We start from the raw sequence: 17,852 nt of genomic DNA, 5'->3' as shown, positions 1-17,852 counted from the left end.
TCGCTTTGACACAGCTTCAGAAAAAGTGTACCAACTTAGCGAGGAATATGCTGTACCTAGCTTATGCGGGTGGAGGATATAACCAAGTTTTTATTGCTTACAGTACAGATCAAGGGCAAACCTGGGAGTCCTATAACTTCTATGCTCTGGGAAATACGGCTTCAGGTACAGCCCCCACTTTGGTTGTCTATCAAGGTCAGTTGATGCTGCTGACAATCAATGAAAATAATGGGGATATTCAATATGTTTATTCCTCTAATCCTGAGGATCCGAACGCTTGGTCTAACACTTATAACGTCACCTACAACAATGGCAGTGCAAATCAAACCAGTTCTTCCGCCGTTGGAGCTGCTGTCTTAGATGACACACTTTATCTGGTCTATCAAGAAGGAACTCTAGGGTCTCCATCAACGGGAGTCTATGGGTTAGGAACCGTAACGCTCAACGGAACCAGTCCCGGCAACCTCGCTAACTTAATCTGGGATTACAACGGGATAGTCAATATTGGCCAGGGGGCAGCCCAAGGAGTTGGCCTCACCGCAGACAGCACCCAACTTTATCTCACCTATACGGATGGTCAAGGCGATTTTTACGTTAATACATCCAGTAATGGACAAGATTGGCGGAATCCCATTATTGTCCCCAACCAAGAGTCCAACCTAGCCCCGGCTGTAACAACTCTGAACGACCAGCTTTATGTGGGCTATACAGGTACAAACTCATCTATCTATGTCACTAATACAGCGTTGCCAGTACTGGGTAATGTGACAGCTAATCCCTCCCTACTCTTGGGAGACATCAATGGGGATGGGTTTGCCGATGTATTGATGGGGGGAGACAATGCCAGTCTAATTACCTTTGGCAAAGGGACTGAAGCGTTACTGGATGAATCCCTCGGAACGGGTGACTTAACCCTGACCCTAGCTAGTGGTGGGTTTCAAGATGTCTTCGGACTGGGGGATGTGAACGGAGACAATTTACAGGACTTTGGTGTTATCGATAACAACATCAATGTTTATCTCGTCTTGGGTAGTAATGACTTAGGCACCAAAACCCAACTCACGGTCAGCCCTCTATCCACCACAATACCTACGCCCTTGAATTTTGGTACGGCAGCGGGTGACTTAAACGGGGATGGGTTGGCTGATATTATTGTTGGTTTTCTGCCCAATAACCCAGATGTCACTAACTACAACCAACTCTACATTGGCTTTGGCAATGCTCAAGGAACCTTAAACTTCCAGGCCTTGAATTTGCCCAACAATACCAGTGTGAATGCCGCCGGAGATATTAACGGAGATGGGATTGATGACTTGATTCTGGGAAATGGTGCGTTAAATCAAGGGGTCGGCGGAGTTTATGCACTCTTTGGCAATCCTAACCTGGCCACTCAAGTCAGCACCAACACCCCATTGCCTGTGACAACCTATCCAGGGACACCGATCATTAATGCCCCCAATGCCGATAGTCTTAACTGGTCTGATGAAACTACGATTAACATTAATGCCAACTTCAATAATCCGACCTTCGGCACCCTCGGCAACACAGGCCTGAGTACCGTTGTTTTTAATGGGGAAGTTGTTACGATTTGGGTCAATAACAATAACCAACTAGCCTTTTCTACGACCACCGACCCAGAAAATTGGAACTCTGGTAACTTATTTCCTGACAACTTTCAAACAGATGCTGTCCCAGGCCTGGTGGAGTTTAATAATCAGCTTTATGCCTATTGGTATTACAGCGGCAATGGCGCCAATAGTACGGCGATCTATTACTCCCAATATCAAGGTAATGGCCAATGGGGCGGCCTGGGCTATACCAACTTAACGAATAACAGTCTGAATGTCTCCAGTGGGTTAAGCGGCGGCATCAATTTAGTTGAATATAACAATACGCTCTACGCAATCTGGCAAGGGACTGGGGGTGAATACGGCAATTCACTATACTTCTCTTCTTCCCTTGATGGCTTTACATGGGTTGCCCCCCAAGCCATTCCCAATGCCGCCATTTTCCAAACAGAAAGCGTTCCCAGTTTAGCTGTCTTTCAAAACACGCTCTATGCCTATTACACTGGTCTTAATAATAGTGGAGAGACCAATGGAATTTACTACATTACCTATGATGCTGCGAGTAATGCTTGGTCAAATCCGCAACTGATTAGTAACTTATCGACCAATAACAACCCTAACGCTGTTACGGATTATGGCCTGTCATTGGTGAACGTTAAAGATCAGACCCTCTACATGGCCTGGCAAGGAGGACAAAACGCTAACAATGACATTTTTATGGCCTCTTCCAGTGATGGCGTAAATTGGGCAGTTCCCAATCAAATTGAGAATGTTTATGGGTGGGGGATTCCCAATATTTACCTATTTGAGAATAAGTTAAATCTCGTTAGTCCCGCCGCTACTCAAAAGAATACATCCAATACCAGTATTATCTCGACTTCATCACAGCAAACTGTTTTTCCAACTGCCTTAGGAAATAACCTTTCACCAGTGGGCGATGTGAATGGGGATGGGTATGGGGATGTAGTTGTTTATGCACCAGGGGTTCCAAATCAAACGGGGACATCTGGAGCCGCCTATTTATGGTTTGGGGCGGCCAATGGTTTCTCCTCCGCTCAAGTTCTTTTGACGGGTGCGAACTTAACGAAAGACATTGCCTTTTCTATGGCTGGAGATGTGAATGGGGATGGCCTGGATGACATCCTGATTGGTAATCCCAACTACAGCAGCAGTACCTATGGACAGAATGCGGGGATTACCTATGCGGTCTTTGGAGCCAGCAATCTTGGGGATCTCAGCAGTATTAACCTGAGTGAACTGCAACCCGTCAGTGTTTCTGGGGGAACTATTACGGATGGGAAAATTGGTGCTATTGCTCTCACCGCATCTGGGTCTGGCTATTTAAGTAATGGTTCTGGAACCTTCAATATTTTGGTTTCCAGTTCAACCAGTTCAAGCGATGCAATTATTCAAGCGACAGTCACGGGTGGCAAAATTACTGGGGTGCAAGTCACCAATCCCGGGGCCGGGTTTACAAGTATCAATACGCTTAGCTTTGACTATACCCAAGGGGGGGGCGGTACAGGAGCAAGTATCACCGTCAATTCCTTGGTCAGCCTGGCCGGGTTCCAAATTGTGGGCCTGGAAAATTCCCTCGCGAGTCAATCCTTGAGTGGAGGAGGTGATGTTAATGGAGATGGCTTTGATGATTTAGTGGTTGGCGCACCCGGTGATGAACTGAGTTTTGTTTTGTTTGGGGGTGACTTTACAGCCAGTGTTAATCAGTACGGTAGCATCGGGGATGATGTCCTCCAAGGCACGGTAACCGGGGATGTCCTCATCGGCCAGGCCGGGGATGACATATTACTCGGCAACGGGGGCCTGGATGTACTTCTTGGTGGGACAGGTAATGACTGGCTGCAAGTGCGGGATACTAACTTCCGGCGGGTGAATGGCGGTAGTGGCACAGATACTCTGGGACTATACGGTTACAACGGCCAGGCCTGGAACTTAACCACACTTGCTCCCGGAAATCGCCTTAAAGATATTGAAGTCATTGACATTCGCAACTATGGCAGTAACCTTTTAACGCTCAATAAAGCGACTGTTCTGCAACTTTCACCGACCAAGATTTTGACGGTAAATGGGGATAGCAGCGACAAGATCAATCTCAGCCCCGACTTCACCGCCAATGGAACACAATATGCCAACGGTCAAAACTACACGGTCTATCAAGCTGGAGTCGCCCAGGCCTGGATCAATACCATCATTCCCAGTGGGAATATTACCTTTACAGCATCTAATTCCAACAGCCCCAGCCCTCCGCCCCAGGGGACTCTAACCGGGGTCAATCATAATTCCAATCCGGTATTTCCAACACTTACCTCCACTGGCTCAAGCAACCAGGCCACCAAATTTGCGGTTAACAGTCCCGTTGTGGCAGAAAATGGGCAGGCTCTCGTCTTTACCATCACCCGCAGTGGCAATTTAGCCCAATCCGCCGCCGCCCAATATCGCACTCTTAATGATTCTGCCCAGGCCGGGGTTCACTACGATGCCCAAGCTGGCTATGTTGTTTTTGCACCTCATGAGGCCGTTAAGGAGGTTGTGATTGCCCTCAAGGATGACCAAGAGTTGGGCCCCCGGCAACGGCAGATACACCTTGGGTTAGTGCCTTTAACCAGCACAGCCGCCACACTCCTAAGTAACCGTTCCCTCAGCTTCACAAATGCCCCCGGTACACAACTGCGGAATTTAGGCATGAATCCCGTTGGCCTGGAGCAGGGCTTAAGTCAGATGGGTGGCCTCCCCTTTGCTGAACTTAACTTTAATGTCTCCACGCCCAATGGGAAAACAACGGTCACCACCGCCGTCAATGGATTAAGCAGCCTCAATAGTTATTTCCGCTTCAACCCTAGGGCCAAAAAATATGAGGAGTTTCTCTACAATGGCCATACGGGCGTAGAGTTTCTTGATACAACTGGGGATAACTTGGTTGATACCCTCAAAATTCACCTCATTGATGGGGGGCGGGGCGATAGTGATGGGGTTGTTAATGGAGTCGTTGCAGGCTTCAATGCTCCCGCCCAAGTCACCCCTGGCCCCATACAAGTTAATCCCGGTATTTTCTATATTCCGACCGCCAGCGATGGGGTACTCCAGTTCCATAATGTCACGGCCCAAGGGGCTTATCGGTTTGGCGTGTTTCAGGTGGATGATGCTCAAGGGCGGATTGGTCATTTACTCCCCAGCGATCCGGGATATGCGGCCGCCGTCCAGGCCCGGCAACAGACTATTTTTCAAAATGCCACCAGCAGTAATCTCAATGCCCTCACCGCCAGTACCGCCGCCGCCGCATTGGGAGACCCGCAACGTCTGACCCAATCCGAGTTCCAGGCCAATGGGGCTTTTATGGCTACTCAACTGGAGGGCAATCAACACTATGGGCTATTCTTCTCTGAAAATGGGCAAACCCAACTGTCCATTGATAACGGGGTCTTTCATGCCGAAGCCGATAGTCGGGGCTATGTTGATCTCCGCTGGGCGAAGACCCAGTTGGAAGTTGGCACCTCAGTTTTGGTCACCCCTGGGCAACCCGGATATACCCTCACGGCCGAGGTTGAAATTGCTCGGGGTGGAGCCTACAACAATACCCTGGCCCTATTCAAGGTGGATAGCTTCACAGGGGGATTGGATACGACCGGAGATGGAGTCATTGATACAAAACCTGGGGATGTCGCCTATACCCAAGCTGTGCTCCAGCGGATTCAAGACCCCCTCACGGGCCGGATATTACCCACAGTCAACACCATATTTAGCAGTGAACGCCAAACAGTTGCCTTAGCCAGCAGCACCCTCTACGGCATGGCGTTAATTGCCAATGGGAGTGTCGGTCAATTTTTAGGAACAAATCCAAGCAATGCCCCCACCGGCCCAATTCACAGCTTCTTCTCCTTTGATGCGGCTAATCCCGATGGGGTTGCCCATGTCCGGCGGTTGGGACAAACTCTCTGGGGCTTTGAAGACCTTTTCGGAGGCGGTGATCTAGACTACAACGATATGGTGGTTGGCTTAACTTGGCAGCACTATTCTTGATGGAGATAGTCGTCAATACCAATTAGAAGCATCCCATCTACACTAAAATTTAAGGGAAAGCAGCCATGATCAAACGTTTTGAAGAATTATCCCGTACCCTACGCAACTTCCAGGCCGTGTCAGACCTGCTCAAGTCCATGGGGGCCAATACGGACGATGTTTTTGATATTGAGGATAATTTTCGTGGCTCTGAACAACTGCGGGTTTGTTTAGACCGGGTGCGGGCAATTCCTGAGGCCCAGGCCATGATGGCAGAACGATTTATTGGCCCAGACATTGACCTGGCCGCTCTAGCTACGCTCCCCCCTGGCACCCTGGGACATACCTACGCCACCGTTTTATTAGCTTTGGACTATGACCCGAATTTTTATCGCAAAACGGAGATCAACACCGATGAAGATTGGCTGATTGCACGACTCCGGAAAACCCACGATATTATCCATGTTGTTACTGGCTTTGGCCCAACAGGTGGAGAGTTAGGGGTGCTAGCGATTCAAGCGGTACAAATTGGTTATCCGATGTGTGTGGTTTTGCAGGTCGCCGGGATGGGGTTAGCTCTCAAACGTCAACCGGAACGCCTTGGGGGAATCACGGCCCAAGTAGCCCGAGGCATGGCCATGGCCCTAGAGGCAAAACCGCTGATTGCCCAACGCTGGGAAGAGGGCTGGTCAAAACCCATACCCCAATGGCGACAGGAATTAAACATTACCCAACCCGTCGTTGATGAACCCTTTAGCCTCAAAAATCGCCTTCGCGAGCTAGATCTAGCCTGGTAACGGTACTGCTTATTTGCGGGCCACTGAAGCCGATTCACAGAGCTTGAGTAGTGCGTCAAACCGTAACCGTTGCACCAGGCCCTCTAAACTCTCCTTTAAGCTGGCCTGTTCATTGGGAATAGCGGCAATTAATTCTTTGACTTGTTTGGCATTCAGTTTCTTGGCCGCCGTAGCTAGATCCCTAATCCAGGCCTGGGGCATTACCTGCAACGCCTCTGGAGTTAAATCAGCAACCACAGTCACGGGGGGGGGGCAGGGGGGGGCCGCATCAGCATAGACATACTCACAGCCCAAGTGCACCTTAATCCGTTCTAAAAGATAGTCATTGTTAAAGGGCTTCACCATAAAGTCATCACAACCCGCATCCGCAAGGGCCTGGCGCTCCGACTCAAAAACACTAGCGGTTAAGGCAATAATCTTAGTTCCCGATCCTTGCTCCTCCCCCAGCCGGGCCCGAATATTCCGGGTGGCCATTTCCCCATCCATGACTGGCATCTTAATATCCATCAGAATTAAATCAGGTTTTTCCCGATCCCAAACGTCAATTGCCTCTTGACCATCATTGGCCGTCATCACCTCAAAACCAAGGGGGCGTAACAACTGGGAGAGTAATTCCCGGTTTTCAGCTTTATCATCCACCGCTAAAATCCTGTAGAGACGTTGGCCAGCAGCCAGATGGGTAATATGCTGAGGCGATGTTTGAGAAGGCTGAGGCTGTACCCGCTTCAGGGGAATGGTAAAGGTGAAGGTACTCCCTTGTCCTTTGCGGCTCTGTACCTGAATATCTCCCCCCATTAACTGGATAAACTGACGGCTAATGGCCAATCCCAGGCCGGTTCCTTCACTGACTTTTTTACTACTGTCGGTTTGGACAAAGGGTTGAAAGAGAATCTGCAACTCCTCAGGCCCCATCCCAATGCCCGTATCTGCAATTGTGAAGGTGACGGGAGTTCCGGAAACACCTTGACGTAAGTCTGGGGAGGTCATCGGCTCGGACTGGGTCACCGTTAGGGTCACACCTCCCCGTTGGGTAAACTTAATCGCATTCCCTAACAAATTCACTAGGACTTGCCGGAGTTTACCGGGGTCTGCCTCCACCGCCGGGGGTAAATCTGGGTCAATCTCAAACTTCAGGTAAATCTGCTTGGCCAATGCCCGCACTTGCAACATATCCTGAACCGTTTGCAGTAAATGGCCTAAATCAACGGCTTCCAATTGCAGAACCGTTCGACCTGCTTCAATTTTGGCCATATCTAGCACATCATTAATCAAGCCCAAGAGATGCTCACCACTGCGGTTAATCGTCCCCAGAGTTTGTTGTTGTTTATGGGTTAGGCTCGCATCCCGTAAAAGTAATTGACTAAACCCCAAAATGGCATTCAGGGGCGTGCGTAACTCATGACTCATATTGGCCAGAAAAATACTTTTGGCCTGGTTGGCCGCTTCAGCAGCTTCTTTCGCTTTGACCAATTCAAGCTCGGCCTGGACCCGATCTCGCGCCGCAATCCCGAGGGAAACCATATCCGTTAAGTTACGAATAAAGTTACGTTCTTCAATCAGCCAATCCCGGATTTCCCCAACCGCCTCCACTCCCAAAAAGCCCACTACTTTGTTACTAAAGCGAACTGGCATATAGAGAATGGCCTGAATATCATAGGCCTCAAAGTAACTCATCAATTCTACTAAGCGAGCATCCGTAGCCAAATGGCTGGAAATAAAGGTCAAGCCCTGTTGTAACAAGCTCAAAAACTGGGGATATTTAGCCCAACTCCACTCTAGATCTGAGCGATGTCGCCGTTCTCCCTCTCGATACAGATCCACGCAAACCAAGCCTGTATCCGTAAACTGCCAAATTGCAGCCCGTTTCAGGTTCAGGGTTTCCCCCGCCGCCTGGGTGACAGAGCGTAACAGGATTCCCAAGTTACCCTGTTGGAGTGCCGGAGAATTATTCAAGCGCGGAATGACTTCGCTCTGTTTCTGGAGTAGGGCTTCTTTTTGCATCAGTTCAGTATTGGCAACTTTTAGGGCCTGGGTGCGCTCAACGACAAGGGCTTCTAAACTTTGATTAAACTTTTGTAACTCCCCAAAGGATTCTTTGAGTTGACCCGCCATATCGGAAAATGTCCGGGCCAAGTTACCGATTTCATCATGACTATCAATATCAACGACTACATCCAAATTTCCCTGGGCAATGTCCCGCGCCGCGCCATCTAACTTCCGCAGAGGCATGGTCAAGCGATTCGTTACCAACCAAGTTAGGGAAACAATTAACCCCAAGGAGACAATTAAATAGAGAATCCCCTTTAACGTTTGCTCATGGACATAGGCTAAGGCATCACGTTCATTAATCCGAATTGCTAAGCTCCAGCCAGTCCGCCGAATCGGAGAGTAAAAAACCCACTGTTGCTCATTATCTGACCACCGTGGCATTCGGACTTGACCAGATTCACCAGCTACCATAGCCTCAACCAAGGCCTTAATATCTGGGCGATTCAGTTGTTGGGCAATCTCAAAAGCATTTTGATCAATAAACTCTGTCTTGTTGTGAAAAATGACTACTCCTCGTCGATCCAAGATAAAAAAGTCTCGTTTCTTCAAAGCCTCAATTTGGATGCGGTCGCTTAAAGTTTCTAAGGGAACATCAAGAGTAGAAACCCCGCGCACCTTACCATTCATCTGGAAAGGGGCAGAGTAGCTAACCATCAACACTTTACCCGCCTGTCCTAGATAGGGTTCTGACCAGGCCGGTTTACCTGTGCTGATTGCCCTATGAAACCATTGATACTCTGGACGGGTATAATCATAAATCCGAGCAATGTTGATTTTTTGAATTTGCCCATTATCAAAAACATAGGGAGCAAAAAGCTGTTGATTAGGACTAAATTCATAGGGTTGATAGGCAATAGCTGAACCATATATTAACGGATTGAGCTTGACATTTCGGGTTAGGTAATTATAGAGTTGCGCTTCGGACAAATTTGGGAACGACTCTAGGGCATTGACAATTGTTTGGTTAATTTCTTCTAGTTCTTTAAGATTCCCATCTACTTGATTGGCATAGGTTGTGACTAACTCTTGCATTTGCTCTTCAATTTGTCGCTTATCATCCCGAGATAAGGTGATGACTGTGTAAATCCAAATGCCAATGTAAAGGAGAGCAATCGGGGCGGCAATGTAAATGAGCAGCTTCTGTCGAAAGGAAAGTTTCACAATCCAGCACACCAAAAATTATTGATATCGATCCGCAATGCATTGCCAACCTAAAAACTATTGCCCAGGCCTAGGGATAGTCTCCTAGGAATTGAGATATTTCCATTAAACTATAACAATATCAATCTTAGCTGTTCGGGATTCCTGGCCTCAGGCAATCATGGGAAATTAACCTACTTGACCCAGGCCTGTGTGTTCGAAAGCGGATTTCTCTAACCATTGACAATGCCTGGTGGGAATCTGCTGATCTCAGAGTTGCCCAGCTAGAATATGAACCATGACTGAGCCAGACATCAAAACCCTGATTCGTACTGAGTTACCGCATCTGATTGCCCAAGACCCGCAGATCAGAGACTTTATTTTGCGAACTGTTTCAGATTATTACGCTGGAAAACAGGAAACTGACAATAGGTTTGATCGAATTCTCAATGAATTACAGCGAGATCGGGAGGAACAAGCCCGGAAATGGGCCGAACAGCATCAAATCTCACTGGAACAAGATCGGAAATGGGCCGAACAGCGTCAAATCTCACTGGAACAAGATCAGAAATGGGCTGAACAACGTCAAATCTCACTGGAACAAGATCGGAAATGGGCTGAACAGCGTCAAATCTCACTGGAGCAAGACCGGAAATGGGCTGAACAGAGCCGGAGATGGGAGGAACAAGATCGCAAATGGCATGAAACTCTAGCTGAAATCCGCCGAATTGATAAGCGGTTTGACAGTACTATTGGCGCGCTGGGTTCCCGTTGGGGTCTCTATTCAGAAGCCAGTTTCCGTAATGCCCTCAAAGGAATTTTAGAAGAGTCCTTTGGTGTCCAAGTTCTGAATATCAATGACTTTGATGAAGCCGGTGAAGTTTTTGGCCGGCCGGATCAAGTGGAAATTGACATCATTATCAAAAATGGTGAGGTGATGGCCTGTGAAATCAAATCTTCCATTAGTAAACCGGATATCTATAGCTTTAATCGCAAAGTTGCCTTCTATCAAAAACGTCATCAACGCCCCGTCACCCGCAAGATGATCATCTCTCCAATGGTGGATCAGCGGGCCATCCCAGTTGCGGAAGATTTGGGGATTGAGGTTTACAGCTATGCTGAGGGTGTGGAAGGGTTGTAAAGGTCAACTGTAGGCACAGAGGTGGGCTAAATCTAAATCCCGTGACTCTTGCCAATAACCCAATGGCGGCGAAAAAACCGAGCCAAAGATGATTCTTCTAGCCGCAAACAAATCGGGCGGCCGTGGGGGCACGTTTGGGGGTGTTCCGTCCGTTGCCATTGGTCAATTAAGGTTTGCATTTCTCCCAGGCCCAGAGGGGTTCCATTGCGAATCGCACTCCGACAAGCCGTAGCCACGAGGGCCGCCTGAAACTGGTGAGTTAAACTCAATTCCCAAACAGCGGCGGCCAAGTCTGGGCGATCCTGAAGGGTTTTGGGGACTTGGCGAATCAACCAGAGGGAGGGGCCAAAGGGTTCTGGGGGCATCCATAGCTGGGTTAACTGCTCAATTTGGGGCGGGGTCAAACGCTCGAGTTGAATCGGAGACTCTAATTCCACCAATGCCCAATCGGCCTGAAGTTGCTCATATAAGACCCGTTCATGGGCAATGTGCTGCTCGACCAACCACAGGCCCGTGGGATGCTCGACCAAAATATAGGTTTGATGCACTTGGGTGAGGACTTTCAATTCCGGCTGACTGGGGAGCGGATTGGCTGAGTTTAAGAGAGCGACACCACGACCATAGGCTCCGGCTAATTCTGCGGCCCGGCTAGTTTTAATGCCCAAGCTAGGAGTGATTGTTGTTGGCTCAGGGCTAGTTGTGATTTGGTTGAGGTCGCGCAGGGCCGTTTTCAAAATATCTTGCCAGGCCTGGGGATGAGCCACATAGAGTTCCTGCTTCCCTGGATGACAATGCCAATCTACCTGTTCACTAGGGATCTGAAAATGGGCAAAACAGAGGGGGAAACGATGGCGCGGCAAAGTCCGTTCCCAGGCCTGGAGCAGGGTTTGTTGGAGTTCTTGGCCCAAGTTCCCTTTTAATTGCACACAGCGTCCATTCACCGCTAACAAGACCCAATCCGGCCGCCGCCGATGATACCGATCCGGTCTGCCAATGGCTAACTCTAATTGGGGGGACTGCCAGGCCTGGAGATCGCCGGGATGGAGGTGGGGGAAAATTTGGAGAAGAATATCCTGAGCAGTTTGACCAGGACTCAACTGGAACCAGGCCCGCGGGCCATTATGGACTTGCCAAGTCACCTGGGGATGGCAAAGGGCGGCTTGATAAATGATCCGTTGCAGGTCTCGTAAGTTGGGGGGATGCTGACGATGGGGCCAGGCCTGGAAGAGGTTTTTGACCGTGATTTTTGTCCCAGGGGCCATAGCAATAGTCTCAATCTGTTCTACCTGTCCCTGACTGTTATAAACAACGCACCAGCCTGGCTCTTGGGGATTGACTCGACTAGCAATGGTGACTGTGCCCACCTGTACCAAGCTATGGAGAGCCTCACCCCGGAATCCGAGAGTCTGAACAGCGGGCAAGCCCTGATCGGCGGGAGCTTTACTGGTGCTATGGGGCAAACAACAGACTTGGAGATCAGCCCAACTCATTCCCCAACCGTTATCGGTAATTTCCAGGGACTGGCCGGATACATCTAAATGGAGTTGAATCCGTTGGGCCTGGGCATCTAGGGCATTTTCAATTAATTCCCGCACCACGGCTCCCCAATCATCCATGACTTCCCCAGCCGCCATGATGGCTGTCACTTGGGGGGAAAGGACATGAATCCTGGGAGGGGTTGCGGGGGGGGCAGACATCATTGGCAGGGTTGCTTCAAACAAAGTTTCCAATCCGCATTAAAGGGTTCAAAACCAATGGCCACCCCGGCTTGCTCCACCACGGCCCGCGCTTTTTCAAAGCAGTCAAAGCCATCGGGGCGCACCGCAACGATAATATATTCCGATGGACGACTTTTGATCTGATTGACGAGTTTAGTAAAGGCAGCGGTGGGGCTATCCAGTTGGGCCGTGGGAACCAGGGTTCTTTGGGGATGAATCAAGACTCCTTTGGCCAGACATTCAACATAACGGGGCGTTTTTTCACCTTGGGCGGTTTCCCGGGCCAAAATTTGGACATTACTCCGGTCTTTTTGCAGACTGCTGGTACTGATCACCACCACCATCAGAATCAGCGTGCCAATGGTACAGGCCAAGACAGACAGGAATGGAAAGAGATCCAGTTCAGGAGCGTGATGGCGGCGGGGCATAATTCATCAAGACCTTCGGTGAGGTTTCAGGTAGATAGATCGGGCAGGATTAGGCAATGCTAAGGCTTAGGATTTGTTGTGATCCCAGGCCTGTTCAACCAGGGTGACACGCCGCGGTTGGGAAAGTTGCTGGAGGGTGGGTTGGAGTTGAATTAAAGTTACCTCTAGATCCTTCAATACCCCTTGTAAACTCCCCGTATCCGCTAGGGTTTTTAAGGCTCCATCCAGGGAAGTAATCACCTCCAATCGCTGCTGCAAAATTTGATTGGTTTGAGCAAGAACTTGGGCCACTTCAGCGGCTTGACTGGTGATTTTACTAGAAGCTTCCACCTGTCCCTGCTGCATTGTCTCCAGGAGTAATGCCCCTTGATGATGAAATTGAGCTAACAGTTGCTCGAGGGCCTGGGCCTGGGTTTCCTGAGTTTCCGTTAAGGTGGCTAAAAATTGCTTGCGGTCATTGGCCAAGGCCTGGGAAAGTCGCCCAAACTGATTTAAGACCGTTTCGAGTTTTTCGGGCAGGGGGACAATTTTTTCCTCCAGGCCCGGTAACTCTGCCCGTAAGACCTCCTGTACCGTTTGCCGTAACTCCTCTACCCCCAAACTGGGCCCGGCTGTTTCCGCCCCAGTCCCGCTAATGCGCCCCAACACAAAGTCATTGATGTAACTGTCCATATTCAGCAATAACTGGGATTCCAGTCGCTCCACCATCACCAGGGGAATCATCACCAAGACACTCAGCACCAGGGCCAGCAGGGTTGTATCAAAGGCTACAGCCAACCCAGTTGTGACACTGCCAATCCCTTCTTTAATTTGATCCACCTCTTGGGCGGCCTGGAGAAAGCGAGAAAATCCATCCACGGCCTGGCTAATCCCAACGACAGTACCGATAAACCCCAGCAGTGGAATTGCCCAGACCAAAACTCGCGGCAAGGTATAGGAACTCTCCGAAGCGGCACTGGCTGCGGCCCCATCATCCAAGGCCATCTCGGCAGCGGCTTCTCGGGTTTGCCCCTGCATATAAGCTCCCAAAATCCGGGCACAACGAATCGGCAAAACCGCCCGGCGTTTACTCAGAGTTTGTTGAAAATCCCAAAGTTGCTCATCGGTCGGGGATTGGATCGGAAAATTTCCGGGAATCCAGGCCTGCCTCAGGGCCCGCTCCTCGACTAGGACTCGCATCCACTTGAGGAGAGTAAAAATCGCCACTAAGAGGGCAAACAAAATCACCACGGGCTGAGTCCAACCCCGATTAAACAGCAACTGCCCAATATAACTCGTCTGAAACGGGATCAGGATCGCATAAATAATCACCGTCCCCACCAGGCCCCCAACAAGGGCTAACCAGATATTGGCATCAATGGACTTACGGGCGGGCAGTGAAGGGGGCACAATCAGGGGCATAGGATTAAAATCTCGCAGGAGTGCAATTAAACCAAATCTTGATTCCGGTCGATCAGCACATGGATCAACCAAATTAACTTTCTCTAACCTAACAGTCAGGGGATTCCAGGCTCTAGTCAGCAGGATGACATCCCAAACAGAGAGTCCATCTATCCATTGCCTTAATCGGGCCGACTACCACGATGAAACCTTTAGTATAGTGATCAGCATTATCTTTGAATGACTTAAATTAGCCCCCGGTCAACCCAACCCCTAACAACGGTGAGCCTTACTAGGTTGAGCCAGGATCCAGCCTTGTGCAAGGGTAGCCCCCATAATTAAAGTTAGTCCCCCTGGAGTTTTGCCTGCTATGTGTCGTCTCTTAGCCTATTTGGGGCCGGTTCGCAGTCTTGAACATTTAATATTAATCCCAGAGCATTCTCTCCTAGTCCAAAGCTACTTACCCCGTGAGATGACCGTAGGCTTACTGAATGCCGATGGCTTTGGAGTCGGTTGGTATCATCCCCGCCAGGCCGTAGAACCGTTTTTATATCGGCAAGTCCTCCCGATTTGGAGTGATTTAAATTTCACAGAGCATTTAGCCCGCTTTGTGGAGTCCGGCTGTGTTCTGGCCAGTGTCAGAAGTGCCACCCCTGGGCAAGCGGTACAACTGAGTAATTCCCAACCCTTTCGCTGGGGCCGCTGGTTAGGTATTCATAACGGTTTTATTGAAAACTTCCGGCAGAGCCTCTATCGCCCCATTCGCAATCGCCTCAACGACTTATCCTATGCCCTGATTGAGGGAACTACAGATTCTGAACATCTGTTTGCCCTATTTTGCAGTGAAATGGTCTCGAATCCCCAACTTTCCCCAATTATGGCCCTCCGCCAAACCCTCCGCATAGTACTAGAACTAGCTGAAGCCAATGGAGTTCGAGTGGCCTTAAATATGGTTGTCACCGATGGTAACTATCTCCTCGCCGCCCGCTGCGGTAATCCTGAACCCATCCCAACCCTCTATTGGCAAAATCCAGGGGGGGTACAAATTGCCTCGGAACCCTTTAACCCCCAGGAAAAATGGGAACTGATGAAGGAAAATTCTCTACTCCTGATTGGACCAGGCATTGAGCCGCAGTATTTCCCAATTTAGGTGACTGAGTGATCCTTTAGACGGCTTCCAATTGGGGGGATGCCAGCAAAACAGATCGGGCTGTGAGAATATCCCCAGCTAGGGTCAAATCATTCACTGGCCCCCGCAGTAGGAGGCGATCCCCTCCCTCAAGAATGATGTCGGCATTGGGTAGCATCGAAAAGATCCCATCACGGCGCAGGGCTTGGACAATGACTCCCTGGGGCAACCCCACCTCTCCTAAGGGACAATTAATCCCAGCACTATCCGGCGGTAACATCAGCCACAAATTGGCAATGACATCCCCATTCCCATGGCCACCGTTGAGAATTGGCGTGACGAATGGGGTCGGTTCACTAAAGAGGGCCTGGGCCGCTTTAATCTCAGTGGGTTGCCCTGTAATCAACAAGCGATCACCGGCCTGGAGTTCTGTTTCCCCGCCGGGGTAGTCAATTTCGGTTCCATCGGCTCGCATCACCGCTAACAAAGTTGCCCCCGTCAATTGCCGCAGTTCAATATCCTTGAGACTCATGCCCAGGACTGGGGAGTTATCGGCTAAGGTCTGCCATTGGCTATTTAAGTCGCGCGCGGCCTGGCGAAGTTCACGGGAAACCAACATGGCCGAGCGTTCTCCCCGTAAATCTTGGTAGTGTCGGTTGCGAATATTTTGGACTTGCCGCTGAATTTTTGGCTCAGATAGGCCCAAGCTAAACAACAAATGGGCCGCAAGTTCCAGGCTGGCTTCAAACTCCGGCTGCACCACTTCCCGCGCCCCCAGTTGGTAGAGCAGTTCAATGTCTTTGTCTTGATTGGCCCGGACAATCACATCTAACTCTGGGGCAAATTCCAATCCCCGTTTGAGACATAACCGGGTACTCATGCTGTCGGAAAGAGCGATGGCCATCCCCAAGGCCTGGGAGACACCCGCTTTTTCTAATACGGTCGGGCTAGAGGCATTGCCATAGAGATAGGGAATATCCGTCTGGCGGAGTTTCTGAATCGCCTCTTCACTTTGATCAATCACCAAGACAGGATAATTTTGTTCCCGTAACAGTTGGACAATACTCTGCCCAACGCGTCCATAGCCACAGACAATGAGGTGATTTTGTTGCGGTAATTCGGTTTCACCCATTTCAATCACCCGATCATCATTCTGAAACCAGGCCTGGAACCAAGGTAACCCCATCAATAAGGGTACGGCTTTTAAGAGAAAGGGAGTCACGATTAATGTCACCGCTGTTGTCCCCAGGATCAGCAGATACACTTGCCGCGACACCAGGCCGAGGGATTGTCCTTCACTAGCCAGGACAAAGGAAAATTCCCCAATTTGGGTCAGGCCGATGCCCGTAATCAAGGCCGTTTTCCAGGAATAGCCAAACAGCTTGACGATGGGGGTGATAATACAAAACTTGCCAATAATCACCAAGGCCACCAGGCCCAGAATTAGCTCCCAGTGATTCCAGAGAAAGACCGGGTCAATCAACATCCCAATGGCGGCAAAAAAGAGGGTGGCAAAAATATCCCGTAACGGCTCCACATAGGAAAGGGTCTGATCGGCATACTCCACCTCCGAGATCATCAGCCCCGCAATGAAGGCCCCAATTTCAATCGAAAGGCCGAGGCGATCTGTCAATAGGGCGATCCCCAAACAGAGCGCGACCACTCCAAGCAAGAATAATTCCCGGCTCTCGGTCCGGGCCAACAACCGTAACAAGGGGGGAATGAGCCAGATCCCGGCAATTACGGCTCCCCCAGCAATCAGGGCAATTTGAACTAAGGCCCAGGCCAAGGCAATCCCCAACTCCTCTGGGGGTTTATCCAAGGCCGGTAGTACGGCTAACATCAGACCCACCGCCAGATCCTGCACCACCAGAATGCCCAACATTACCTGACCGGGCGGGGTATTGGTGCTATTGCTGTCCATCAAACTCCGCAAAACCACAGCCGTGGAGGAGAGGGATAAAATGGCCCCGAGAAAAACACCCTCCTGGGGAGAATTAACCCAGCCGACCCAGAGGGAAATGCCAGTTGTGACCAAAATAGTGAGGAGGATTTGGAGAATACCCCCCCCTAAGCTAATACCCTGGACTTTCTTGATTTCACTCAGGGAAAAGCTGACCCCCAAGGTAAACAGTAAAAAAGCGACCCCAAATTGGGCCAGGGTTTCGACTTGGACGACTTCCTTAATCCAACCCAGGCCAGCCGGGCCAACAATCATGCCCCCAATTAAATAACCCAAAAGGGTCGGTTGCTTCAGTAGGGCTGCAAGGAGGCCGCCGATGGCCGCAATCCCTAACACCGTCACCAGATCAATAATGAGTCGGAAATCTTCTTGCACAGAATTGCCTTGGAGGGGAGATAGATTAAAGGTGTGTCACATTACTTAACTTTAAGTGATTTTCTGGGAGCTTACGGCGGGTGGTTCTGGATAGGGAAAGTTCTGGCCTTTGGGGTAAAAATCTGCTACTGCCAATTGGACAAACTGTCT

At 49.9% G+C, this 17,852-nt stretch carries 9 protein-coding genes; 4 read left to right on the top strand and 5 right to left on the bottom strand.

The features are described 5' to 3' along the window. Positions 1 to 47: 47 nt before the first annotated feature. Complete coding sequence (locus RIF25_RS02390; protein WP_322876951.1) at positions 48 to 5,603, top strand: DUF4114 domain-containing protein; 5,556 nt, start codon at positions 48 to 50, stop codon at positions 5,601 to 5,603. Between the two features lie 65 nt (positions 5,604 to 5,668). Next, positions 5,669 to 6,379, top strand: a complete 711-nt coding sequence (locus RIF25_RS02385; RefSeq protein WP_322876950.1) for a Coq4 family protein — start codon at positions 5,669 to 5,671, stop codon at positions 6,377 to 6,379. 9 nt (positions 6,380 to 6,388) lie between these two features. Here the strand turns inward: RIF25_RS02385 and RIF25_RS02380 are convergent, their stop codons facing one another. Further along, the gene (locus tag RIF25_RS02380; RefSeq protein ID WP_322876949.1) at positions 6,389 to 9,589 is read right to left on the bottom strand and encodes an ATP-binding protein; all 3,201 of its coding nucleotides are present in this window, start codon (positions 9,587 to 9,589) and stop codon (positions 6,389 to 6,391) included. Between the two features lie 277 nt (positions 9,590 to 9,866). On the opposite strand from RIF25_RS02380, the gene RIF25_RS02375 reads away from it, so the two are divergent. After that, positions 9,867 to 10,709: a PD-(D/E)XK nuclease family protein gene (locus RIF25_RS02375; RefSeq protein WP_322876948.1), complete on the top strand. Its 843-nt coding sequence runs from the start codon at positions 9,867 to 9,869 to the stop codon at positions 10,707 to 10,709. A gap of 32 nt (positions 10,710 to 10,741) precedes the next feature. Here RIF25_RS02375 and mutL read toward each other — a convergent pair whose 3' ends face one another. The 3 genes from mutL to RIF25_RS02360 all read right to left on the bottom strand — a co-directional run bounded on the left by mutL (position 10,742) and on the right by RIF25_RS02360 (position 14,256). Further along, positions 10,742 to 12,406, bottom strand: a complete 1,665-nt coding sequence (gene mutL / locus RIF25_RS02370) for a DNA mismatch repair endonuclease MutL (protein ID WP_322876947.1) — start codon at positions 12,404 to 12,406, stop codon at positions 10,742 to 10,744. Then, on the bottom strand, positions 12,406 to 12,855 hold the full coding sequence (locus RIF25_RS02365) for a hypothetical protein (protein ID WP_322876946.1): 450 nt from the start codon (positions 12,853 to 12,855) through the stop codon (positions 12,406 to 12,408). Before RIF25_RS02365 ends, mutL begins: the two co-directional genes overlap by 1 nt. A 66-nt stretch (positions 12,856 to 12,921) precedes the next feature. Beyond that, complete coding sequence (locus RIF25_RS02360; RefSeq protein ID WP_322876945.1) at positions 12,922 to 14,256, bottom strand: MotA/TolQ/ExbB proton channel family protein; 1,335 nt, start codon at positions 14,254 to 14,256, stop codon at positions 12,922 to 12,924. 349 nt (positions 14,257 to 14,605) lie between these two features. On the opposite strand from RIF25_RS02360, the gene egtC reads away from it, so the two are divergent. Beyond that, positions 14,606 to 15,385 carry an ergothioneine biosynthesis protein EgtC gene (egtC, locus tag RIF25_RS02355; protein ID WP_322876944.1) on the top strand — a complete coding sequence of 260 codons (780 nt, stop codon included), beginning with the start codon at positions 14,606 to 14,608 and terminating at the stop codon, positions 15,383 to 15,385. 16 nt (positions 15,386 to 15,401) lie between these two features. On the opposite strand, the gene RIF25_RS02350 is transcribed toward egtC, so the two are convergent. Continuing rightward, positions 15,402 to 17,702 (bottom strand): cation:proton antiporter, encoded by a 2,301-nt coding sequence (locus tag RIF25_RS02350; protein WP_322876943.1) that lies wholly within the window; start codon positions 17,700 to 17,702, stop codon positions 15,402 to 15,404. Between the last annotated feature and the right edge of the window lie 150 nt (positions 17,703 to 17,852).

Source organism: Pseudocalidococcus azoricus BACA0444 (genome assembly GCF_031729055.1).
In the GTDB taxonomy this organism is placed as follows: Bacteria; Cyanobacteriota; Cyanobacteriia; order Thermosynechococcales; family Thermosynechococcaceae; genus Pseudocalidococcus; species Pseudocalidococcus azoricus.
This window is presented reverse-complemented; position numbering and strand designations above follow the sequence as displayed.

What these genes read in the sequence shown, in the direction of transcription:
- RIF25_RS02390 (WP_322876951.1), top strand. Translation starts at nt 48, where the DNA reads ATGCTGTACCTAGCTTATGCGGGTGGAGGATATAACCAAGTTTTTATT.
- RIF25_RS02385 (WP_322876950.1), top strand. Translation starts at nt 5,669, where the DNA reads ATGATCAAACGTTTTGAAGAATTATCCCGTACCCTACGCAACTTCCAG.
- RIF25_RS02375 (WP_322876948.1), top strand. Translation starts at nt 9,867, where the DNA reads ATGACTGAGCCAGACATCAAAACCCTGATTCGTACTGAGTTACCGCAT.
- mutL (WP_322876947.1), bottom strand. Translation starts at nt 12,406, where the DNA reads ATGTCTGCCCCCCCCGCAACCCCTCCCAGGATTCATGTCCTTTCCCCC.
- RIF25_RS02365 (WP_322876946.1), bottom strand. Translation starts at nt 12,855, where the DNA reads ATGCCCCGCCGCCATCACGCTCCTGAACTGGATCTCTTTCCATTCCTG.
- RIF25_RS02360 (WP_322876945.1), bottom strand. Translation starts at nt 14,256, where the DNA reads ATGCCCCTGATTGTGCCCCCTTCACTGCCCGCCCGTAAGTCCATTGAT.
- egtC (WP_322876944.1), top strand. Translation starts at nt 14,606, where the DNA reads ATGTGTCGTCTCTTAGCCTATTTGGGGCCGGTTCGCAGTCTTGAACAT.